Raw genomic sequence first — 21,410 nt, 5'->3', positions numbered from 1 at the left:
TTGCCAATCAATCAAAAAACCCACTCCTTGAAGAAGGAGTGGGTTGTAGACAGTGAAAAGTATCTGTAAAAAGACCGGCAGAATTTTTTTGTCAGCACCTCTTCCTTACGCTGGTATTAACCAGTTCAAGTTATAAGGGTCAAGGCACATGCCTCTCTCAGCTCTGTTAGAGCACCCCTAGCGGTGGATCTTATGAAATTGGACTCGCCCCCATTATAGGCACATGCGATTGGGAAGGTCAACATTTATTGGGGAAGTAAAGTAAAGACCTGCTTTAAATACCCTTCGACGCTTGGGGAGGCTCTCGCCATAAGCCAGATAACTTCGTCGTCAGTCTTATGGCTCCGGCTACCCCTGTGAGGCGCCTCCGCTCAGTTTATACACCATATTCAATACTTATAAATAAAATTTACTCCCAACAAATACAATGCTTCATGGTTATTAATCTTTCTTTAATAATATGTTAATTGTGATTATTGTAAAAGTGTACGGAATATTTATATTTTCGGCTTGAATATTTGTGTAAAACAACCATAGTTATATGCGGTCAAAAACTATAGATTGAATAGTAGGTAATAGATAGCGAATCTATTTTCAGAAAAGGTGGGTGTGTTTGTGAATTATCAATCGAATAGAATGGGTCAAATCCCTCCATATTTATTCGCAGAAATAAATAAAAAAAAAGCTGCAATGATTGAATCGGGAATAGATATCATTGATTTAGGAATTGGCGATCCTGATCTTCCTACACCATCACATATTGTCGAGAAATTAATGGAAGAAGTGCAGAATCCAAACAATTTTAAATATCCGAGTTTTGTAGGATGCGTAGAGTTCAGGCAGGCAGTGGCTGATTTTTATGCACGTCACTATGGTGTGGATCTTGATCCGGAAACAGAGGTTTTGGCTTTAATAGGATCTAAGGAAGGGATTGCACATTTAATACCTACTCTAATAGATCCGGGGGATTATGTATTAATTCCTGATCCAAGCTATCCTGTGTACCGTATGGCTACTTTGCTGGCAAACGGCCAATATTATCATATGCCATTACTAAAAGAAAACAATTTTGAACCGGATTTCAGCATAATTCCACCAGAAATTATTGAACGTTCAAAACTTATGTTTTTAAATTATCCTGGAAATCCTACTGCAGCCACAGTCGATATTGAATTTTTCAAAAAAGCTGTTGATTTTGCCCGCAGATATAATATCCCGATTGCACATGATTCCGCTTATAATATGGTTACTTTTTCGACCTATAAAGCGCCCAGTATTCTTGAGGTCGAAGGGTCAAAGGATATATCTGTTGAATTTGGTTCGTTTTCAAAAACGTATAATATGACTGGATTACGTATCGGTTATGTTGTTGGGAACAAGCAAATTATTAAGGCGCTTTCAGTATTAAAAAGCAATACGGATACTGGACAGTTTACACCTATTCAAAAAGCCGCTGCATTTGCCTTAAATAGTGATCAAAGCTGTGTGGAAAATCATAATAACATCTATAAAGAACGTATGGCAGCAATGTTGGAAGGACTCGAATCGATTGGAATAAAAGTGGATCCTCCTAACGCCAGCTTTTTCATTTGGGCGCCGGTTCCTGAGGGTTATACATCTACTGAATTTGTCACGAACGTGCTGGAACAGACGGGTGTCATTCTAACACCTGGCAATGCTTTCGGTCCGTCGGGTGAGGGGTATTTCCGAATTTCACTATCTGTTCCAAATGGAAGGTTATACGAAGCGATAAACAGAATTAAAAGAAACGTACAATTAAAGAATAATAAAAAGAGTGCAACTCTATCATCATAGCTCAAAGCTGTTTTGATTCAGCTTAACTGCGAGTTTTGTATTTTGAAGCTTTGTAAATGACCTGGATAAGTTGAATATATGAATACAGCGTAGGCGTTTTACAGGAAATCTTCATTTAAAGTTTTCCACTAGTTACAAACATAAATGGGAGGGAATAATTATGAAAAAATATCTAAACTTTATCGACGGCGAATGGAGCGAATCATCATCAGGCAAGTTTACATCGATTGTAAATCCAGCAAATGGTTCAGTACTTGGGGAAGTTACACAATCGACAAAAGAAGATGTTGATCGAGCTGTACAAGCTGCAAAGATTGCCCAAAAGTCATGGCGGTTAGTTCCGGCTCCTGAACGGGCGGAATTTTTATATAAGGTCGGTTACCTATTAAAAGAACGAAAAGAGGAAATCGCCCAACTTCTTACTAGTGAAATGGGCAAAGTAATCGATGAGGCAAGAGGAGAAGTACAGGAAGCGATTGACATGGCTTTTTATATGGCGGGCGAGGGCCGGCGTTTATTCGGTGATACCGTTCCGTCTGAACTTCGTAATAAATTTGCGTTAAGTGTCCGCATACCTGTAGGAGTGGCGGGATTAATAACGCCTTGGAATTTCCCGATTGCCATTGCATCGTGGAAATCCCTTCCAGCCCTTGTGACCGGGAATGCAGTAGTATGGAAGCCATCAACTGAAACCCCGATAGTTGCCCATGAGTTTGCACGAATATATGAAGATGCGGGCCTGCCGAAAGGGTTGCTGAATCTTGTTAACGGTTCCGGAAGTATAGTCGGAAATTCAATGGTGGAACACCCGGACATCGATTTAATTTCCTTTACTGGTTCCAATGAGGTTGGTAAAAAGATCAATGGTCGTGCTGGAGAACTATTAAAACGAACATCCCTCGAGATGGGCGGGAAGAATGCTGTAACCGTATTGGAGGACGCCGACCTTGATCTTGCCGTTGATGGGATTTTATGGGGGGCATTTGGTACGAGCGGTCAACGATGTACGGCGACTAGCCGAATCATTGTTCACGAAAACGTTAAAGAAGAGCTTGAAAGAAAGCTTGTTGACCGCATTGAAGAATTAAAACTTGGTGATGGACTGGATGAGACGGTTAAAGTTGGACCTGTAATAAATCGTAGTGCACTTGAACAAATTGATGTGTATGTAAAAATTGGTACAGAAGAGGGAGCTAAGCTTCTAGCTGGTGGGCATATTGTGTCCGATAATGGTTTAATAAACGGGAATTTCTATGCACCGACAATTTTTACTGATGTGAATCCGGAAATGCGAATTGCACAGGAAGAAATATTTGGTCCAGTTGTATCCATTATTCCTGTTAAGAGTTTGGAAGAAGCTATTGAAGTAAATAACGGCGTGGCGTTCGGGCTGTCCAGCGCGATTTATACGTCGGATGTCAATCTTGCTTTCCAAGCTATGAGGGATCTGGATTCGGGAATTGTATATATTAATGCAGGTACGACAGGAGCTGAAATCCATCTGCCATTCGGCGGGACAAAAGGCACAGGTAATGGGCATAGGGATTCTGGCGTAGCTGCACTCGATGTATATACGGAATGGAAATCAGTATACATTGATTACAGCGGAAAGTTACAGAGGGCGCAAATCGATAATTATTGATTATTCGTAAAAAGACGCAATGGTTTAGAAGTAAGTAAAAAAACTATCTATCCTTGATATGGCCTTCAAGGATAGATAGTTTTTTATCTTTTTTATGAGGAAGGTGTGTATGAACCTTTATAGCTGTTAGTATTTTGCAACCGTTCTTGTTGCTTACTTCAGTTTGGATTCCTCATAACACTGAATGGCGGTATACAATAGCATACAATGCTTGAAGTCACCCGGATTTAGCGAAGTGATTTCCTTAATCCTTTCAAGTCGATATATAAGAGTGTTTCTATGAATGAACATATTTCTGGAAGTCTCGCTTAAATTCATATTATATTTGCAGTAATCGGTAAAGGTTGAAGATAAGATTTCATAATTATCATGTTCAAGTAAAGGAGAAATGATATTTTGGATTTTTTCCTGATAATCAGGTGATAGTTCTTTCGGAAGAAGTCGCAACATCATTTCACGTTCATTATATAAATGAATAGTCGCATCCTTCTTTGAATGTATACCGATGTTCATCGCCTTTTTTGCATTTGTATAGGACGTGGAAACACCCATTATTCCGTGACTGACATCACCGACCGAAATTAAAGCTGTGAGTTGATATTTTCTTTCAAGAAAGGAATTCAACTTTGCGACTTTTTCATCTAGATCGCTTATAAAATTCACATAGGATTGCTGATAGGGAAGGGATTTAATGATAATAAAACGCTCGAAATTCAATACTGAAACGATATCTTCTTTATTGTCATTTAATATTAAGTTTAGAAAATCCAAAACATCCCTTTGAAAATATTGTAGAGGAAAATCTTCAAATAATCCGTCGTTTCCTTTTTCGGCAGATATTCTTTCAGAGAGATTGGTAATATCAATTAAAAGACAGACACGGTCTATATGTAAATTAACATCAAGCAGGGTAGAGTATTGTAAAATATGTTCGTTTCCTTCATTTTCCTTTATGTGGATGACCTGATGAACAAATACTTCGGTTATTTTATCTTTTAATTCAGATAGTTCTTTTCCGAATGCTTCCTGAAGCATCATTTCGACTTGGTTTTTAACTAATTGTCCATAGCTATCCACCTCTCTTGGATCACCCACTATACCTAGTACACCAACGACACTATTATTAAACTTAATCGGAACCGATACCCCTGGTAAAATTTTATTTTCAATTTCATATTTGCAATCTACCATACTATTTTTTTTAACAACTTCTAGAGAGGGCTGATGAAAGATACCTATTCGACTTTTATCTGAAGCCCCAATAATATATCCTGCCTTATCGGTGATGCTGATCGGATATTGCAAAATTTCACTTGTCTTTTCAACAATATCTTGTGCTATGCGTTCAAGTATTTTCATCGAATGAAATCCTTTCCTTTCACTTTATATGATCTCCGATATCACAATTACTTATAGTTCTATAGTTAAAAAAAACAAATACTCAATAGTAACTCTACCTATTCTTGTGTAAAATGTCCATACCATTCATAATATTTCTAATTTATAATTAATGTAACATTATTAATAGATTTACTATCAATATAACAGGGGGAATTGGATTGGGAAAAGCAGAAGTAAGGGTCAGCAATAAAATAAGTGAAGCAAACACTTTGCCGTCATGGCTTTATACTAAACCAGAAGTTTTGGAAGTGGAAAAGAGTGAAATCTTCAGCAAGACGTGGCAATACGTTGGACATGTTAGTCAATTCAATAAAACGGGTGATTATATTACGACGGAAGTGGCTGGTCGTCCTATTATTATCTCTTATGGAAAAGATGAAGAAATTCGTGCATTTTATAATGTTTGTCCACATAGGGCGTCCAGACTGGTTGAAGGAGACGGGAATAAGGCAGTTTTCACCTGCCCATACCACGCTTGGTCATTTAAACTAGACGGTTCGCTTAATAGGGCTCCGAACATGAAAGGAGTAGAAAATTTTAATGAAGATGAATTTTGTTTGAAAAAGATAAAGTTGGAGATATTGGAATCGTTCATTTTTGTTAATTTGGATCCGGAAGCTACCTCAATGTCATCGCAATTTCCTGACTTATTTAAACATGTTAGACAACACGATTTGGCCAGCTTCAAAAAAGTACGTGTCAAGGAAACTATTTGCAAGTCTAACTGGAAAATTGGAATGGATAATTACCTTGAATGTGATCATTGTTCTATTGTTCATAAAGCACTTGTTTCCAAAGTGGACATGAACCAATATGAGGTAGATCTGTATGAAAACTATTCCTATCAGGCAACTCCCCTGAAAGGGTTCTCCGGGGATTTCGATTTAGGAGAGGGCGGGAGATATTACTGGCTGTATCCGAACACATGGTTTTCTTTTGATCCAGGTCCTGCAAACCTGTCTATTCATCAATCGATTCCTATTGATCACAAAACTACAAAATACGTGTATACCACTTTCTTTAAATCCGACGAAATAACAAAAGAGGAAGAGGAATTGATGGCGATAGATGAATTAGTAAGACAAGAGGATCTCGATATTTGTGAAACGGTTCAGAAAGGATTGGAAACAGGAGTTTTTACACAAGGCCGATTTTCGCTGACTGAAAAATGCGTTCACCAATTCCATTTACTTTTACAAAAGGATTTAGAAATGGTGTTGCCACTAGAACCTGCTACTTCATCCACAGCATTTTAAGAAGTGAAATTTAATCCCAATTTCTCACGATTTCCGTAAGCGCTTCCATCATAGCAATAAAATTACTTTATTACTGGAGGATAGGTGAATTTATTTGGCTAATCAAGAGGGCAAGCCGCAATTGAAGCGAACTATGAAAAGTAGACACTTATTCATGATGTCATTGGGAGGAGTCATAGGAACCGGGCTATTTTTAGGGTCCGGTTATGCGATCGGTGAAGCTGGCCCTATGGGTGCTATATTAGCCTATTTGGTAGGCGGATTGCTCATGTATTTAGCCATGGTATGTTTAGGTGAAGTATCAGTTTACATGCCGGTTTCAGGATCATTCCAAGTACATGCAACCAAGTATATTGGACCGGCTACTGGCTTCGTTGTTGGATGGATTTATTGGTTAAGCTGGGCCTTGTATGTGGGGCTCGAGTTTGTAGCGGCCGGAGTTTTAATGAAAAGATGGTTTCCTGATGTACCTATTTGGATTTGGTGTGCGTTATTCATAATTTTACTGTTCTCCATAAATTCCTTATCTACAAAAAGCTTTGCTGAAACAGAATATTGGTTTGCAGGTATAAAAGTTCTTGCTGTTATTCTGTTCATTGTCATAGGGTTGGGTGCTGTATTTGGCTTTATTAGTATGGAAACTGAGCCGGCGCCATTTTTCACTAATTTCACTGGTGATGGACTGCTACCTGCAGGAATGATAGGTGTGTTTATCTGTATGATGACTGTCATCTATGCCTTCCAAGGGTCAGAAATAATGGGGGTGGCTGCAGGAGAGACAGAGGATCCTGAAAAGAACATTCCGAAAGCAATCCGTAATATTGTTTTTCGTATAGTCGTCTTTTATATTCTAGCCATGTTTGTCTTGTCCGCTCTTGTTCCTTGGAAAAGTGCCGGCCTGTTGGAGAGTCCATTTGTTACAGTATTTGATATGGTCGGGATTCCTTATGCAGCAGACATCATGAATTTTGTTATTTTGACTGCAATTCTGTCAGTCGGTAATACGGGTTTATTTGCCTGTACACGTATATTATATTCTCTATCCCAAAATGGAATGGCTCCGGCAGCTTTTTCAAAATTAAACAAACGGTCGGTACCTTTTCACGCTTTATTAGTAACGTTAGGGTTTGCATTACTTTCACTGCTGACAAGCTTCATCGCGGCCGAGACTCTATTCATTGTGTTGATCTCGATTAGCGGAATCGGAGGCACACTTACCTGGATGGCAATCGCTATGGCACAAATCGGTTTCCGCAGGCAATACATTAAAAATGGTGGAAAGATTGAAGATTTGAAATTCAGAGTCCGTCTTTACCCTTTTATCCCGATACTGTGTATTCTATTGTGTTTGTCTATATTTGTTTTCACAGCATTTGACCCGACTCAACGTACATCCCTGTATTGGGGCTTCGGGTTTGTTGTGGCTTGTTATCTATATTATTATTTCATGTTTACTAGAAAAAAAGCATCATTTTCGATTGAACCTGAAACTACAGAGGCTGTAGCAGAAAACTTTGAATAAATCGATGAGAGAGTTGGGGTAATATGGCGAGTTTATCAGGCGGTCAAATTGTTGTTGAGGTCATGAAAAAAGAAGGAGTTAAAAATGCATTTTGCGTGCCGGGTGAAAGCTACTTGGGTGTGATAGATGCACTATATGAGCACTCCGAGATACAGCTTATTTCCACTCGCCATGAGGGCGGAGCTTCATTTATGGCAGAAGCATATGCAAAAGCTTCAGGAGAAGTCGGTGTTTGTATGGCGACGAGAGGACCGGGAGCCACAAACCTATCCATAGGCCTGCACACGGCAATGCAGGATTCGACACCTCTTGTCGCATTGATCGGTCAAGTCGAACGTCCATTTAAAGGGAAAGAGGCGTTTCAAGAAGTTGAATTTAGTTCCTACTTCAGCCATCTTTGCAAATGGGCAATTGAAATTGATTCGGTGGAAAGGATTCCTGAAATGCTTCATCGGGCTTTTTATACAGCCCGATCTGGACGCCCGGGGCCTGTAGTAGTATCACTACCGCATGACATGCTGGAAGATACGATTGAATACGTGGAGGGAACGGTAGTTGAAAATATTGTACCCGAAGTAGGGGAAGATGCAATCGAAAAAATTCTCGGAAAACTCTACGCAGCCAAACAACCGGTTATTATTGCAGGCGGGGGCGTAACACAGACGAAATCGGCAAATGAACTAATACAGTTTGCAGATGCGATTAAGATTCCAGTAGTGACTTCTTTCCGACGTTTCGATGCATTTCCAAATGATCATGTGAACTACGCTGGATCACTTGGATTTGGATCGGATAAGAAATTGCTGAACTACATTAAACATGCAGATGTCATTTTATCAATCGGCAACCGATTCTCGCAGGTCACAACCCAGGATTATACGCTGATTGGTGAACATACGGAAATCATCCAAGTCGATATTGATCCGAATTCGATTGGGAAATCATATCCGGCAACAATTGGTATCGTTACAGATGCGAAAAAGTTTTTACAGAAATGCGTGCAACAAGTGAAAAAAGTAAAAGACGATAATAGGGAAAAAATACTTAAAGAGTGTCATGACGCATATTTAACCTTTTCTACGCTCCCAGAGCGTTCAAATGAAACGAATTATGCTGAAATGAATGCAGTAGTGTCTGATCTCATGTCGGTAGTGTCGTCCGATACAATCATTACAAGCGATGCTGGTAACTTTTTCGGTTGGATATCCAAATATTATCGATTTACAGAAGAAGGCACATATATCGGTCCAACATCCGGTGCGATGGGTTATGGTCTTCCTGCTGCTATCGGCGCTAAAATAGCATGTCCCGATAAAAAAGTCATTTCATTTTCCGGTGATGGTGGTTTTATGATGACTTTGCAAGAACTTGAGACGGCTGTACGCTGCAACGTTCCGGTCATAGCAGTAGTTATCAATAACAATATGTACGGGACCATTCGCATGCACCAGGAAAAGCAATTTCCGAAAAGGGTGATGGCGACCGGTTTGACAAACCCGAATTTCGCAGAACTTGCGAGATTATTTGGTTGTCACGGCGAACAAGTGAAGGAAAGTGAAGAATTTCTTCCAGCACTAGAACGGGCATTGAAAAGCGACAAGCCTGTCGTTATTGAAGTGCTAACAAATCCGGATGTACTGTCGGCGGCACAAGCAGAAAAGAATGTGGAAATACAATACACTTGACGGAAGGATTTTCTTCCATCATCAACTACTTGCCCTGCCCATTCTAGAAACAGGTTCGTATTAGGAGATGAGAATATGACAAGAGGAAATGAAGTTTTTGATTTAACTATTATTGGGGGCGGGCCAACAGGTTTATTTGCCGCATTTTATGCCGGGATGAGGCAGATGTCAGTGAAAATTATTGAAAGCTTGCCTAAATTAGGGGGCCAGCTATCTGCCTTATACCCCGAGAAATATATTTATGATGTCGCTGGATTTCCGAAGATCCGTGCGCAGGACCTTGTTGAAAACCTAAAAGAGCAGATGGAATTATTCCCTCCTGCCGCTGTATGTCTAGATCAATCAGTAGAAAAGTTGGAAAAACTTGAGGATGGTACAATCCTATTAACGACGAATAAAGATGTACATTATTCTAAAACGGTTCTCATTACCGCTGGAAATGGGGCCTTCCAGCCGAAAAAGCTTGCGCTTGAAAAAGCCGTTACTTATGAAAATAGCAATTTGCATTATTTCGTTGAAGATCTTACTCAGTTTGCCGATAAGAAAGTTCAAGTATTTGGCGGAGGGGATTCGGCAGTCGATTGGTCACTCATGCTTGAACCGATTGCAAAGGAAGTGAATATTGCACATCGCCGGGATAAATTTCGCGCCCACGAATCGAGCGTTTCCACATTAAAGGCGTCCACTGTCAATGTGTTAACCCCGTATGAACCTGTCGATTTCATCGGTGAAGAACGCATTGAACAAGTCGTGTTACAAGACGTGAAAAGTAAACAACAAATCGTCATCGATGTAGATGCTGTCCTTGTGAACTATGGATTTGTATCATCACTCGGACCTATAAAGGACTGGGGCCTGAAGATAGAAAAAAACTCTATTGTTGTCAATTCAAAAATGGAAACTACTATTGAAGGTGTGTATGCAGTCGGCGATATCAATACGTATGAAGGAAAAGTGAAGCTGATCGCGACAGGGTTCGGAGAAGCGCCCATAGCTGTAAGCAATGCCAAAGTATATATTGATCCGACATCGAAAGTCCAGCCGCTTCATAGTACAAGTATCATGGAAAAAAATGAGAAGAAAACCTCCATAACTGTATAAGTGAAAATGGGGGAAGTTCCAAAGAGCTGAACGATGATTTTGTGGATACAATAGAGGGGTGTCCGACTGATTCCATTAAAGTTATTCGTGTAGCGTGAATAAATGACAATGCTTAATGTAACACATTGACTGTAACGGCAATGTAATTCATAAACAAAAGCAACCCCTCTGTGGGTTGCTTTTGTCCGTTATACAGATATGGATAATCAAAGGGAATCCTTACATCAACCCGCTTAATTCATTTTTGCAACAATGTCCTGTAAAATAGTAGAAAGTATCATTGAAAGGGGAAAGAGATTTGAAGTTTTTTCATACAGCCGATTGGCATTTAGGCAAGCTCGTTCAAGGCATCTATATGACAGACGGACAACGGTATGTCCTCGACCAATTCATAGAGGCGATCAGAGAAGAGAAACCCGATGCAGTCGTCATCGCAGGGGATTTGTATGACCGGGCGGTACCGCCGACAGAAGCCGTTGCAATGCTCGATGATGTAATCAAAAGAATCACCATAGACCTAGGCACGCCTGTTCTTGCTATAAGCGGTAACCATGATAGCCCCGGTCGTCTTCATTTTGGCAGCGGATTGATGCGGGCAAACGGTTATCATATCGCCGGTCAAATGACGCAAAATATCGATCCGGTCGTTTTAACGGATGAATTTGGCGAAGTCCATTTTCATTTGGTACCATTTGCGGACCCTTCCGTAGTGAAACACCTGCATGGCGATGATACGATTGCGAATCATAATGACGCGATGAAAAAAGTGATAGGGGTTATTCGCAGCCAGATGTCAAATAGCGCGCGACATGTATTTGTTGGACATGCGTTTGTGACACCTCATGGAGAAAGCGAAGATAACACAAGTGATTCGGAACGGCCGCTCGCGATCGGTGGTGCGGAATATGTATCAGCACATCTTTTCGAACCGTTTGATTACACGGCACTTGGTCATTTGCACCAGGCACATTATGTGTTAAATGAGTCAGTTCGGTTTGCGGGTTCGCCAATGAAATATTCAATTTCAGAAGAACATCATAAAAAAGGTTTTTTCATCGTCGAAATGGACGCTGACGGACAAACGTCTATTGAAAAACGTGAATTGAAACCGAAGCACAATATGCGGACAGTCGAAGGAACGATGGAAGACATCCTATTACATCCTATAAGCGAGGATTATGTTTTCGTGAAATTACTGGATGAGACACCGGTTTTATTCCCGATGGAAAAAATTCGTACGGTCTATCCGAATGCGATGCATGTTGAACGTAAAATGTTCAAGTCGACTGCAAATGGGGCGGACGAACAGCGGATGGAACATGGTAAACACGATGATCTGGCACTATTTAAAGCATTTTACGAAGAAATGAAAGGTGAAGTAGCAGACGCGGAAACGGAAAAATTGTTTGCGCAAGTGCTCCATGAAGTTATGGATAAGGAGGGGACAGGACTTTGAGGCCTATTCAATTGAAGATGACAGCATTCGGCCCATATAAAGGGACGGAGATAGTCGATTTTAGGGAATTGAAAGACAATCGACTTTTTGTCATTTCGGGTGCAACTGGTGCGGGGAAAACGACGATATTCGATGGGATATGTTTTGCATTATACGGCCAGGCGAGCGGGGAAGACCGGACGGATATCCGGGCGATGCGAAGCGACTTTGCTGACGATGCAGTCCAGACAGCTGTCGAGTTGATATTTGAGATACATAACAGGACGTACCGCATCATGCGGCAAATCCCCTATATGAAACAAGGAAACAAGTCTGAAACGACTGCACGAAGCGAGTTTTATGAACTTACGGAAAACGGTGAAGTACCGCTTGTTGACAGGCAAATCGTTTCTGAAATCAACAAAAAGGCGGAAGAACTGATTGGTTTCACACAGGCGCAATTCAGTCAGATTGTCATGTTACCGCAAGGGGAGTTCCGGAAGTTTCTGACATCTGATACAGAAAACAAAGAAACAATTATGCGCAAAATATTCAAGACGGATCAGTACCGTGAAATTGTGGAGCAGTTGAAAGTGAAGAAGGACGACGCACAATCGGCACTTACGAAAGAGATGCAACTGAGTGAAGGACATATCGGCCAAATACCATCCTTACTTCCGGAGCGGGAATCATCGGTCTTTACTGTCTTGGCGAATGAACATTACAACGTGAACCAAGTCGTTCAAGGGTTGGAAGAAGAACTCGCATATTATCAAGAAAATACAGTTGTTGTTAAAAAGAGCTATGAAGAAGCCTATACGAAGCATACAAAAATGCTGGAAATGTACCACGATGCAAAAGGCATGAATGACCGCTTCGTTGAACTGCAGCAAAAAGAGTTGGCATTAAATGGGTTAGTAGAAAATTTGCCGGTTATGGAACGTAAAGAGCAGCAGTTAGCTGATGCGGAGCGGGCCGTTTCCATTAGTGAAATTGAGATGCAGTTTCTCGCATTGAAAGAGGAAGTTGTGGCCAAATCAAAGGACTTGCAAAAAGCCAAGCATGCAGTGCAAATTGCAACAGAAAATATGGAAGATGCTGAACACCATTTTCATATTGAAGGAGGACGGAAAGTTGAGCGTGAAAAACTGACGGAAAGTTTGATTCGATTAAAAGATTATCTCCCTGCCGTTTCAAGTTTATCGGCAAAAGAAAATGCTCTTGATTTACTGGAAAAAGAAAATGTTCGTCTTGAAAAAGAACTCGCTATAACAATTGTGAAAACAGAGGAAGAGAATGGTAGACTAGAAAGCTTGAAATCAGAAATCGATACGTTTGAAGGTCGACTTATATCATACGATGAACGTATTGATCAATTAAATGAAGTGAATGAAAAATGTAAAGTGCTGGATGAGTTCTTTGCCATACAAAATCGGATGATTGTATTGGAAAAAGAAAAGGGCGTTCATGAAAAGAATTATAAGATATGTAAATCGGAATACGAAGCAGTGGAACAACTTTGGTTGGACAACCAGGCAGCGATGTTGGCGGAGTCGCTAATAGATGGGGAATCATGTCCAGTGTGTGGAAGCGAACATCATCCCGTCAAATCGCATAAAACAATTGAAGTGGCCGTTTCAAGGGAACAGCTTGAGGCGGAAAAAGAACGGCTGAAAGAAGTCGAAGGTCAATTCCGAAATGCGACAATCACCTATCAAAATACAGTTGAGCAGGTAAAGAGTATAGAAAAAGAAATGAACCGGCTAACTATGGAAGTGGATAAGAATAATCTGCATGAGCGCAAAATATATTTAGAAACAGAAGTGGCTGTCCTTCGCAATGAACGGAAAGTGCTTGTTGAACTAAAAGAGAAAGTAAAAGAGCAGGAAATGGTTGCCGCGCGATTCTTGACAAATAAATCAGAGATAGAACGCACATTGTTTCAACAACAATCTTCATACGATACCCAACTAGCCGTTTTACAATCGACATTACAAACAATCCCAGAGGATGTCCGAATACTTTCCATCTTACGGCAGCGGATTGCCGAAACAGAAAAAAGTAAAACGGAGTTGGATCATGCTTGGGAAACAGTGCAGAAAGTACGTGAACAAGTGGTACAGCAACTGACGACGGCAAAATCTGCGGAAGCTCATGCTAGGAAATCTTTAGAGGAAGTCGAAGTGAAGAGGGACCTTGCCGAAAACAGATTCAAAGAAGCTTTGCAACAATCGGCGTTTCCAACTGAAGTGGCATATCGTGAGTCAAAAATGACTGAAGCAGACCGTAGTTCATTAAAAGAACAAGTTGCGGAATTTAAATTACGGCTTCATACGTTGCGTGAAGCCGTCGCAGAGTTACGATTGTTGCTTGAAGGGAAGGAAATGGTGGATCTAGGCAAATTGGAAAGGAAAGTAATTGAATTAAAGAATGACTATGAAGACGCCCTTACCGACTATAATGCATCATCGGAATATGAAAAGACTGCATTTGGTCTGAAGGAGAAACTTGTGGAATCGTCTGCAAAAGTGATTGAACTTGAGCGGATATATGGGAAAATTACTGAACTTTACGATGTTGTTAGAGGACAGAACGGGTTGAAATTATCATTCGAACGCTATATCCAAATTGAATACTTGGAACGCATTATTCAATCTGCGAATGAACGGCTGAAAGAAATGTCAAATGGACAATTTGTCTTAAACAGAAGTGACAGGCAGGAAGTGCGGGGGAGACAAAGTGGATTGGGTCTTGATGTATACGATGCTTATACAGGACAAACGCGGGATGTGAAGACATTGTCGGGTGGTGAAAAGTTCAATGCTTCTCTCTGCTTGGCTTTGGGTATGGCGGATGTCATTCAAAGCTTTCAAGGGGCGGTTTCAATCGATACGATGTTCATTGATGAAGGATTCGGTTCACTTGATGAAGAGTCGTTGAACAAAGCGATTGATACGCTAATTGACTTGCAAAAATCAGGGCGCATGATTGGTGTCATTTCTCACGTTGAAGAACTGAAAGCGGCATTCCCTGCAACTCTCGAAGTGAGAAAATCAAAGGAAGGGCATAGCCATGCGGAATTCAGTATAAAATAAGTGATTAATAGGCCTGTTTGCATGAATATCATGTAAACGGGCCATCTTTTTGTTTTGAGGGGTATTTGAGACGGCAATCCATCACGTTTGATTGAAATGGGGAACCGTTTACTAACTAGACAATACTTTCGCGGAAGTATGCAATGCATTATTTAGTAGGCAACATTATTAAGATAGTTCACAACATAGCCGTAAGTTCATAATGTTTCACTCGAACTAGGCTACGCTTACCCCAACTAAACAACACCTACCTCATAATGGAAAATAAAAAAAGAATTCAGTAATATATTGCATTTCACGATAGATAAGAGTATTATTAATTTCAGCGATATATTGCATATACGAAAAGGTCTTTTACATCAAGGGGGAACTGGAATTATGGAAAAGAAACTACCATTTTCATCATATCTAATAATTGGGGTCATGTTATTCGCACTATTTTTTGGGGCAGGCAATCTGATTTTCCCCGCACAGCTTGGACAGTATGCCGGAACAAATATTTGGTCCGCTGTTTTCGGGTTTTTGATTACGGGAGTGGGGCTGCCGTTTCTTGGAATTTTGGCGATAGGCTTCTCAGGCAGCCGTAACTTACAAGACTTGGCGAGCAGAATTCATCCGGCATATGCAGTGATTTTCACGTCACTTCTATATCTGACAATCGGCCCGTTTTTTGCGGCTCCCCGTACAGGTGCAGTTGCATTTGATGTCGGTATATCTCCATTTATCGGTGAGGAATATACACGGATTGCTTTAATCATTTTCACTTTGCTGTTCTTCGGCATTACTTTGTGGCTGTCGTTGAATCCGGCAAAATTAGTCGACCGCGTCGGCAAGATTCTTTCACCAGCAATCATTATCCTACTTCTTGTTTTACTGGTCATGGTTGTAGTGAAACCGATGGGTGGGATTGAATCCCCGCAAGATGCCTATGCAAGCGGAGCATTCATGAAAGGATTTACGGAAGGATATAACACGATGGATGCACTTGCATCACTTGTATTTGGAATTATCGTTATCAACGTCATCCGCTCGATGGGTGTAACGACTAAAAAAGGTATTTTAGTAGCAACAGCAAAATCAGGCGCCGTTGCAACAGCCTTCCTTGCAATCCTTTACGTCGGAATTGCGTACTTGGGAGCAACGAGCACGCAGGTTTTCGGACTTTTTGACACGGGTGGACCTGTGTTAAGCAGTGCATCATCGTATTATTTCGGCACATTTGGTTCTATCATGCTCGCGGTTGTTATCATCCTTGCATGCTTGACGACTAGCATCGGGTTGATAATGGCTTGTGGAGAGTATTTCCATACACTTATGCCGAAGATCAGTTATAAGGCGTTTGTTATGTTCTTTACTGTATTTTGTTTCGTTGTCGCGAACTTTGGTTTGTCAAACATCATTACGTATTCGATTCCAGTATTGATGTTCCTTTACCCGCTAGCTGTTGTTCTAATACTATTGACTTTCACGTCGCCATTGTTCAATCATTCAAGAGTGGTCTATATTTCTGCAACAGCTGTAACATTCATGATCAGCTCGATAGACGGATTGAAGACACTTTGCAAGTTACTTGAAATCGACTATTTCGGATGGATGGCGCCGATTGTTTCCTTCTATGAAAATGTTTTACCATTTTATAATGAAGGCTTAGGATGGTTGTTGCCAGTCCTCGCGGTTATGCTGATTACGGGTGTAGCGGTTCGTTTGCTAAGGCCATCAACAGTACAAGCTCAATAATATGGTAACTGGGTCTTCATCACTTTTCACAAGTGGTGAAGGCTTTTTTATGCTATTGCAATAATATTCCCTCTTGTTTTATATAATTGATAATATATAATAATCAGTGTATTGTTTTATACATATTAAAAGGGGGAAGCGTAAATGGTAACGTTTTTTGCATCACTGATTTTACTTTTCGCCGGCTACGCAGTTTATTCGAAAGTTGTTGAAAAATCGTTCGGTGTGAATGATGCCAGGCAAACACCGGCATATACGGTGAATGATGGAATGGATTATGTACCGATGAGCTGGTGGAGAGGATGGCTCATCCAATTATTGAACATTGCAGGACTAGGTCCGGTTTTCGGTGCTGTTGCGGGTGCGTTGTACGGTCCGGTAGCGTTCATATGGATTGTTTTTGGAACTATTTTCGCGGGTGGCGTGCATGATTACTTTTCTGGAATGCTCTCTTTGAAACATGGCGGTGCCCAATTCCCGACAATTGTCGGAAAGTATCTTGGTAATTTTGCTAAAAAGTCGATTACGATTATTTCAATCGTGCTGATGATTCTAGTTGCAGCTGCATTCACCGCGGGTCCGGCACAATTAATTGCACAGATTACACCGCTCAATTTCATGGCGGCACTCATTCTCGTATTCGGTTATTTTATTCTCGCAGCAATTTTGCCGATTAATAAAATCATCGGGAGAATCTATCCTATATTCGGAGCAATCCTAATTTTCATGGCGGTAGCAATCGCTGTTGCGCTCATTTTTGGCGGTAAACCGATACCGAACCTGACAATGGAGAACTTACATCCAGGTGACTTACCTATTTGGCCGCTCCTTATGGTGACGATTTCGTGCGGTGCAATTTCAGGATTCCACTCGACTCAAAGCCCGATCGTTTCCAGAACGATGAAAAAAGAGACGGAAGGACGTAAAATCTTCTATGGCGCAATGATTGCGGAAGGGGTTATCGCTCTGATCTGGGCTGCCGCGGGAATGACTTTCTTTGGTGGGACAGGCGGTTTACAAGCAGCACTGGCGGCCGGAGGGCCAGCAGGTGTTGTCAATGAAATCTCGACTTCGCTTTTAGGGACGGTAGGGGGTATATTGGCGATTCTAGCCGTAATAATCTTACCGATTACAACGGGGGATACAGCTCTACGTTCTTCACGCATGATTGCGACTGAATCAATTTCGAAATGGGTCAATCCCGACAAAAAAGTTATCGTTTTCGGAATAACAATTGTCCTTGGGATACCAATGTTTTTATTATCAACTATCGACTATACGTTTTTATGGCGTTATGTTGGATGGACGAACCAGCTATCAGCAACAATTATGCTATGGACTGCGGTTTCGTTTTTGCTTAAAACAGGTAAATCGCATTATATTGCGGGAGTGCCAGCCCTCTTTATGACCGGCGTAGTTTGCACGTATATTTTCTACGCGCCCGAAGGGTTCAATATGGACTACAATTTATCAATTATCATTGGAGCAATCTTGACCACCGGTGTTACAGCGTTCTATATACGGCTGATTGTCCGTCACAAACAAGCTGCGACGAAAAAAGTATTACTTGAATCTTGAACAATCAATGAAAAAAGCCGGTTCCTCATTTAAGAGGACCGGCTTTTTGTGGTTAATTGGATTTCAGAGAACGGAATTCCTCAATCGCACGTAGCCAATTTCCGCGCATAATGGAGGAAACCGCTACTGCATCCCGTTCTTTCATTAAGCTAATGATTTTATCATGTTCATCAATCGACTTTTCAGTCAAAATAATCGAGTTATGGAAAAATAATCTTCTGACATGTGCTTGAAGTGATGCAGCCATTGTTATGATGTATGGATTGTTTGCTACATCAACAATAATCTGGTGAAACTCTTCATCGATTTTCAATGCAGCAAAATAATCTTCCGTATAGACGGCATGGGCGAATCTTCTATTCGTGCTTTCAAGTAAGGCAATCGTCTCTTCAGTAAGTTGAGGAATTGCCAGTTCAGCGGATAATGCTTGTAATGCGGCAAGCGGTGGCAGAAGGTCTTTGATGGAGTCTTTTTCCACTTCCGTCACCTGTGTCGCTTTTCCAGGGTACATTTTCACAAATCCCTGTACTTCAAGCAGTTGTAGGGATTCCCGGATAGGCGTCCTGCTAACGCCCAAAGCTTGAGCGAGTTCTGTATCGTTCAGTTTTTCACCTGGACGCAAAGTACCATCAATAATCCACTGCTGAAGTTGGTTAAATGCATTTTCCTTAGCTGAAACACGTAAAGGCATTGCATGATTTGTCGGTATAGGCATTGCGAATCACCATCCTGTATATGTCATTATTTCTCTAGTATACAATAAAATGACGCCAGTTGGAAGATATGCAATATATTACATGTGGAAATTACTTTTTTTGAAGAACCCAGGGACAGCAGGAAAGAGTTTCTTTATGGCGAGAAAAGTGCAATACCCAAGCATACTGCCCGTTGTATTCAGCCATAAATCATCGATATCGCTACTTCTTGCCTGTGTTAATTGTATAGTTTCGATAAAAAGAGAAATGCCCAATCCGATAAATGCGACTTTCCAGAAACGATCAAATCTGCTCCACAATAATGGGATCATAAAGCCAATCGGCATAAAAATGCATATGTTGCCTAAAAAGTTGATAATGAACGGCTGCCAATAATTCAATTCTGTAATGGCATAATAATTATCCAGAAAAACTCTGAACGGTATGAGATTCACATTTGAAAACGAACGCGTAACGGCCGGCCCTGTGTAAAGGAACGTCAGGATGGTCTGTGAAAATAACGCTGTCATGAATACTAGAAAGAAGGTAACGCCTATTTCACGATGCACATTAGTTTTCCCGTATCCGCGCATTCTATTGTAAATGGTTCGATAGAGGAGGATGATTGGCAAAGCAACGAATAAATAAGGAATCATCTCCGAGATATACCCTAAAATTGTCGACATTAAAATCACCTTGCTTTACTTTAAATTACGTCTATATTTCATTGAGACATCCAATTCTTCTATAGATGTACCGTATGCTGGTTCTTCATGCTGGAAGATGAAGCCGCGTGCCTCATAGAAAGGGATACCATACTCGTTTCCTTTTGCGACGGAAACCCATTGTTCTTTTGCGCCGTATGTATATTTCTGTATTTTAGTATAAAAATCAAGGAGCCGTGTACCAATCCCCTTTCCACGCAATTCCGGCTGTAAATAGAAGACATATACTTCTCCAGATGTATCATCCTTCATCCCGCCACCGATCGCCCCCAAAATCTTTCCTTGACACTCCGCGATGAAATATCCGTGCCACTTTTCACTAATAGAGACGATTTCTTGTTCAATGCGTTCCACATTGTAATAGTGGTCAATCAGTTTATTGATATAATCCTTGGAATAAAGCTTTTCATACGTAAACCGTTGGCTCTTTACGAGAACATCAGTAACGGCTATCGCGTCATTCCTTCTCGCTCTGCGGATAATAATATTTTCCATTTAGGTACACCTCTTAGCATGTGATAAAATACGACACTTTTGTAACGGTAACGGTAGGTTAATGTAATGTTCCTGTAATAGTTGATTGCTATTATAAGTATAGACTAAATAGCAGGGAGTAGAGGGATTGAGAAAACTTCTGTTTACATTCGTTCTTACGATTGCATTATTGGTCAGCGGGGCACAAGAGAGCTGGGCAGCATCTTCAAATTACACAGTCAAGAAAGGCGATACTTTGTTTAAAATCGCCAAGATGCATAAAGTCTCCGTTTCAAATATAAAATCATGGAACAACTTGAAATCAGACATAATACATCCAAACACGAATCTGAAAGTCACGTCAAAAGGGAAAACGGTTAATAAGTCGACTACAACGAAAAAAGCAGTCAAGTCAATGGCTAAAACACCATCACGCTCCGATTCCGATAACGTTGTCAAAGAATTCACTGTTTCGGCGAGTGCGTTTACAGCGAGCTGCAATGGGTGTACAGGCATAACGAAAACGGGCATCAACCTAAAAAGTAACCCGGATTTGAAAGTCATCGCCGTCGACCCGAAAGTCATTAAACTTGGAACGAAGGTCTACGTAGAAGGATACGGCTATGCTATCGCCGGTGATACGGGAAGCGCAATCAAAGGAAACAAGATTGATGTGTTTTTCCCTACTAAAAGCGAAGCTTATAAATGGGGCCGCAAAAAAGTGAAAATAAAAATACTTGATTAAATCATAAGATGCCAACTTTCCGATAGGAGAGTTGGGCTTTTTTTATGCGAAAAATTCAAATACCGGCATATCATTTTTTGTAATTCGTAATGAAAAGATAATACCTTGTAATCTCCTTGTAATAAATACTGAACATGCTGTCCCATAGAATACAAAACAAGGAGACGGGTAAATGAAAAATATACTCTTGACACAAACTTTAATGATTGCATTATTGATCGGCGAAGCACAGGGAATTTCAGCATCATCCCAAACATAGGTATGCAATCGCAGGTGATAACGGTAGTGCGATTAAAGGAAATAAAATCGATGTATTCATCCCGACAAAAATTGAAGCCTTTAAATGGGGCCGCAAAAAGTGAAGTTAACGATACTTGAATAATGGCTATAAAAGGTTGTCCATTCTATTGGGCAAGTTTTTTTGATTTGTAGTTATAGCTTGATGAATTGTAGGCGCGCGCAATACTTCGGCATATTGCTATTCAAGGTTCTGTCTGCTATATT

16 protein-coding genes and 1 riboswitch are annotated in these 21,410 nt (G+C 40.7%); of the genes, 12 read left to right on the top strand and 4 right to left on the bottom strand.

The features are described 5' to 3' along the window. Window positions 1-85: 85 nt before the first annotated feature. Window positions 86-189: riboswitch (TPP riboswitch) on the bottom strand. A 426-nt stretch (window positions 190-615) separates the two neighbouring features. Together HDC33_RS10035 and HDC33_RS10030 are read left to right on the top strand one after the other, a co-directional pair. Then, window positions 616-1,815 carry an LL-diaminopimelate aminotransferase gene (locus HDC33_RS10035; protein WP_179392302.1) on the top strand — a complete coding sequence of 400 codons (1,200 nt, stop codon included), beginning with the start codon at window positions 616-618 and terminating at the stop codon, window positions 1,813-1,815. 160 nt (window positions 1,816-1,975) lie between these two features. Beyond that, on the top strand, window positions 1,976-3,457 hold the full coding sequence (locus tag HDC33_RS10030; protein WP_179392301.1) for an aldehyde dehydrogenase family protein: 1,482 nt from the start codon (window positions 1,976-1,978) through the stop codon (window positions 3,455-3,457). A gap of 153 nt (window positions 3,458-3,610) precedes the next feature. On the opposite strand, the gene HDC33_RS10025 is transcribed toward HDC33_RS10030, so the two are convergent. Continuing rightward, on the bottom strand, window positions 3,611-4,816 hold the full coding sequence (locus tag HDC33_RS10025; RefSeq protein ID WP_179392300.1) for a CdaR family transcriptional regulator: 1,206 nt from the start codon (window positions 4,814-4,816) through the stop codon (window positions 3,611-3,613). A 200-nt stretch (window positions 4,817-5,016) separates the two neighbouring features. On the opposite strand from HDC33_RS10025, the gene HDC33_RS10020 reads away from it, so the two are divergent. The 8 genes from HDC33_RS10020 (at window position 5,017) to HDC33_RS09985 (ending at window position 18,267) form a co-directional block, all read left to right on the top strand. Continuing rightward, window positions 5,017-6,114, top strand: a complete 1,098-nt coding sequence (locus tag HDC33_RS10020; protein WP_179392299.1) for an aromatic ring-hydroxylating oxygenase subunit alpha — start codon at window positions 5,017-5,019, stop codon at window positions 6,112-6,114. A gap of 133 nt (window positions 6,115-6,247) precedes the next feature. Next, window positions 6,248-7,636 carry an amino acid permease gene (locus tag HDC33_RS10015; RefSeq protein WP_179392713.1) on the top strand — a complete coding sequence of 463 codons (1,389 nt, stop codon included), beginning with the start codon at window positions 6,248-6,250 and terminating at the stop codon, window positions 7,634-7,636. A gap of 23 nt (window positions 7,637-7,659) precedes the next feature. Further along, entirely contained in the window at window positions 7,660-9,321 is a 1,662-nt protein-coding gene (locus HDC33_RS10010; protein WP_179392298.1) for a thiamine pyrophosphate-dependent enzyme, read from the top strand. Between the two features lie 75 nt (window positions 9,322-9,396). Beyond that, window positions 9,397-10,422 carry an NAD(P)/FAD-dependent oxidoreductase gene (locus tag HDC33_RS10005; protein WP_179392297.1) on the top strand — a complete coding sequence of 342 codons (1,026 nt, stop codon included), beginning with the start codon at window positions 9,397-9,399 and terminating at the stop codon, window positions 10,420-10,422. Between the two features lie 298 nt (window positions 10,423-10,720). Continuing rightward, window positions 10,721-11,878 carry an exonuclease SbcCD subunit D gene (locus HDC33_RS10000; protein ID WP_179392296.1) on the top strand — a complete coding sequence of 386 codons (1,158 nt, stop codon included), beginning with the start codon at window positions 10,721-10,723 and terminating at the stop codon, window positions 11,876-11,878. Continuing rightward, window positions 11,875-14,952 (top strand): AAA family ATPase, encoded by a 3,078-nt coding sequence (locus HDC33_RS09995; protein WP_179392295.1) that lies wholly within the window; start codon window positions 11,875-11,877, stop codon window positions 14,950-14,952. Before HDC33_RS10000 ends, HDC33_RS09995 begins: the two co-directional genes overlap by 4 nt. 378 nt (window positions 14,953-15,330) lie before the next feature. Next, window positions 15,331-16,689, top strand: a complete 1,359-nt coding sequence (brnQ, locus tag HDC33_RS09990; protein WP_179392294.1) for a branched-chain amino acid transport system II carrier protein — start codon at window positions 15,331-15,333, stop codon at window positions 16,687-16,689. Between the two features lie 144 nt (window positions 16,690-16,833). After that, window positions 16,834-18,267, top strand: a complete 1,434-nt coding sequence (locus HDC33_RS09985) for a carbon starvation CstA family protein (RefSeq protein ID WP_179392293.1) — start codon at window positions 16,834-16,836, stop codon at window positions 18,265-18,267. Between the two features lie 52 nt (window positions 18,268-18,319). On the opposite strand, the gene HDC33_RS09980 is transcribed toward HDC33_RS09985, so the two are convergent. From HDC33_RS09980 to HDC33_RS09970, 3 genes are all read right to left on the bottom strand, one after another. Further along, on the bottom strand, window positions 18,320-18,982 hold the full coding sequence (locus HDC33_RS09980; protein ID WP_179392292.1) for a GntR family transcriptional regulator: 663 nt from the start codon (window positions 18,980-18,982) through the stop codon (window positions 18,320-18,322). Between the two features lie 78 nt (window positions 18,983-19,060). After that, on the bottom strand, window positions 19,061-19,648 hold the full coding sequence (locus HDC33_RS09975; RefSeq protein ID WP_179392291.1) for a VanZ family protein: 588 nt from the start codon (window positions 19,646-19,648) through the stop codon (window positions 19,061-19,063). 15 nt (window positions 19,649-19,663) lie between these two features. Further along, entirely contained in the window at window positions 19,664-20,182 is a 519-nt protein-coding gene (locus tag HDC33_RS09970) for a GNAT family N-acetyltransferase (RefSeq protein ID WP_179392290.1), read from the bottom strand. A 127-nt stretch (window positions 20,183-20,309) separates the two neighbouring features. Here HDC33_RS09970 and HDC33_RS09965 point away from each other — a divergent pair, with 127 nt between their 5' ends. Next, window positions 20,310-20,906 carry a 3D domain-containing protein gene (locus HDC33_RS09965; RefSeq protein ID WP_179392289.1) on the top strand — a complete coding sequence of 199 codons (597 nt, stop codon included), beginning with the start codon at window positions 20,310-20,312 and terminating at the stop codon, window positions 20,904-20,906. A 266-nt stretch (window positions 20,907-21,172) separates the two neighbouring features. Next, window positions 21,173-21,268, top strand: coding sequence for a 3D domain-containing protein (locus HDC33_RS09960; RefSeq protein WP_179392712.1), 96 nt, complete (start codon window positions 21,173-21,175; stop codon window positions 21,266-21,268). Window positions 21,269-21,410 lie beyond the last annotated feature (142 nt).

Origin of the sequence: Sporosarcina sp. JAI121, from assembly GCF_013408665.1 — a bacterium.
Classification (GTDB): Bacteria; Bacillota; Bacilli; order Bacillales_A; family Planococcaceae; genus Sporosarcina.
Note: the sequence above shows the minus strand (reverse complement) of the source record. Positions and strands in the feature narration are given on the sequence as shown.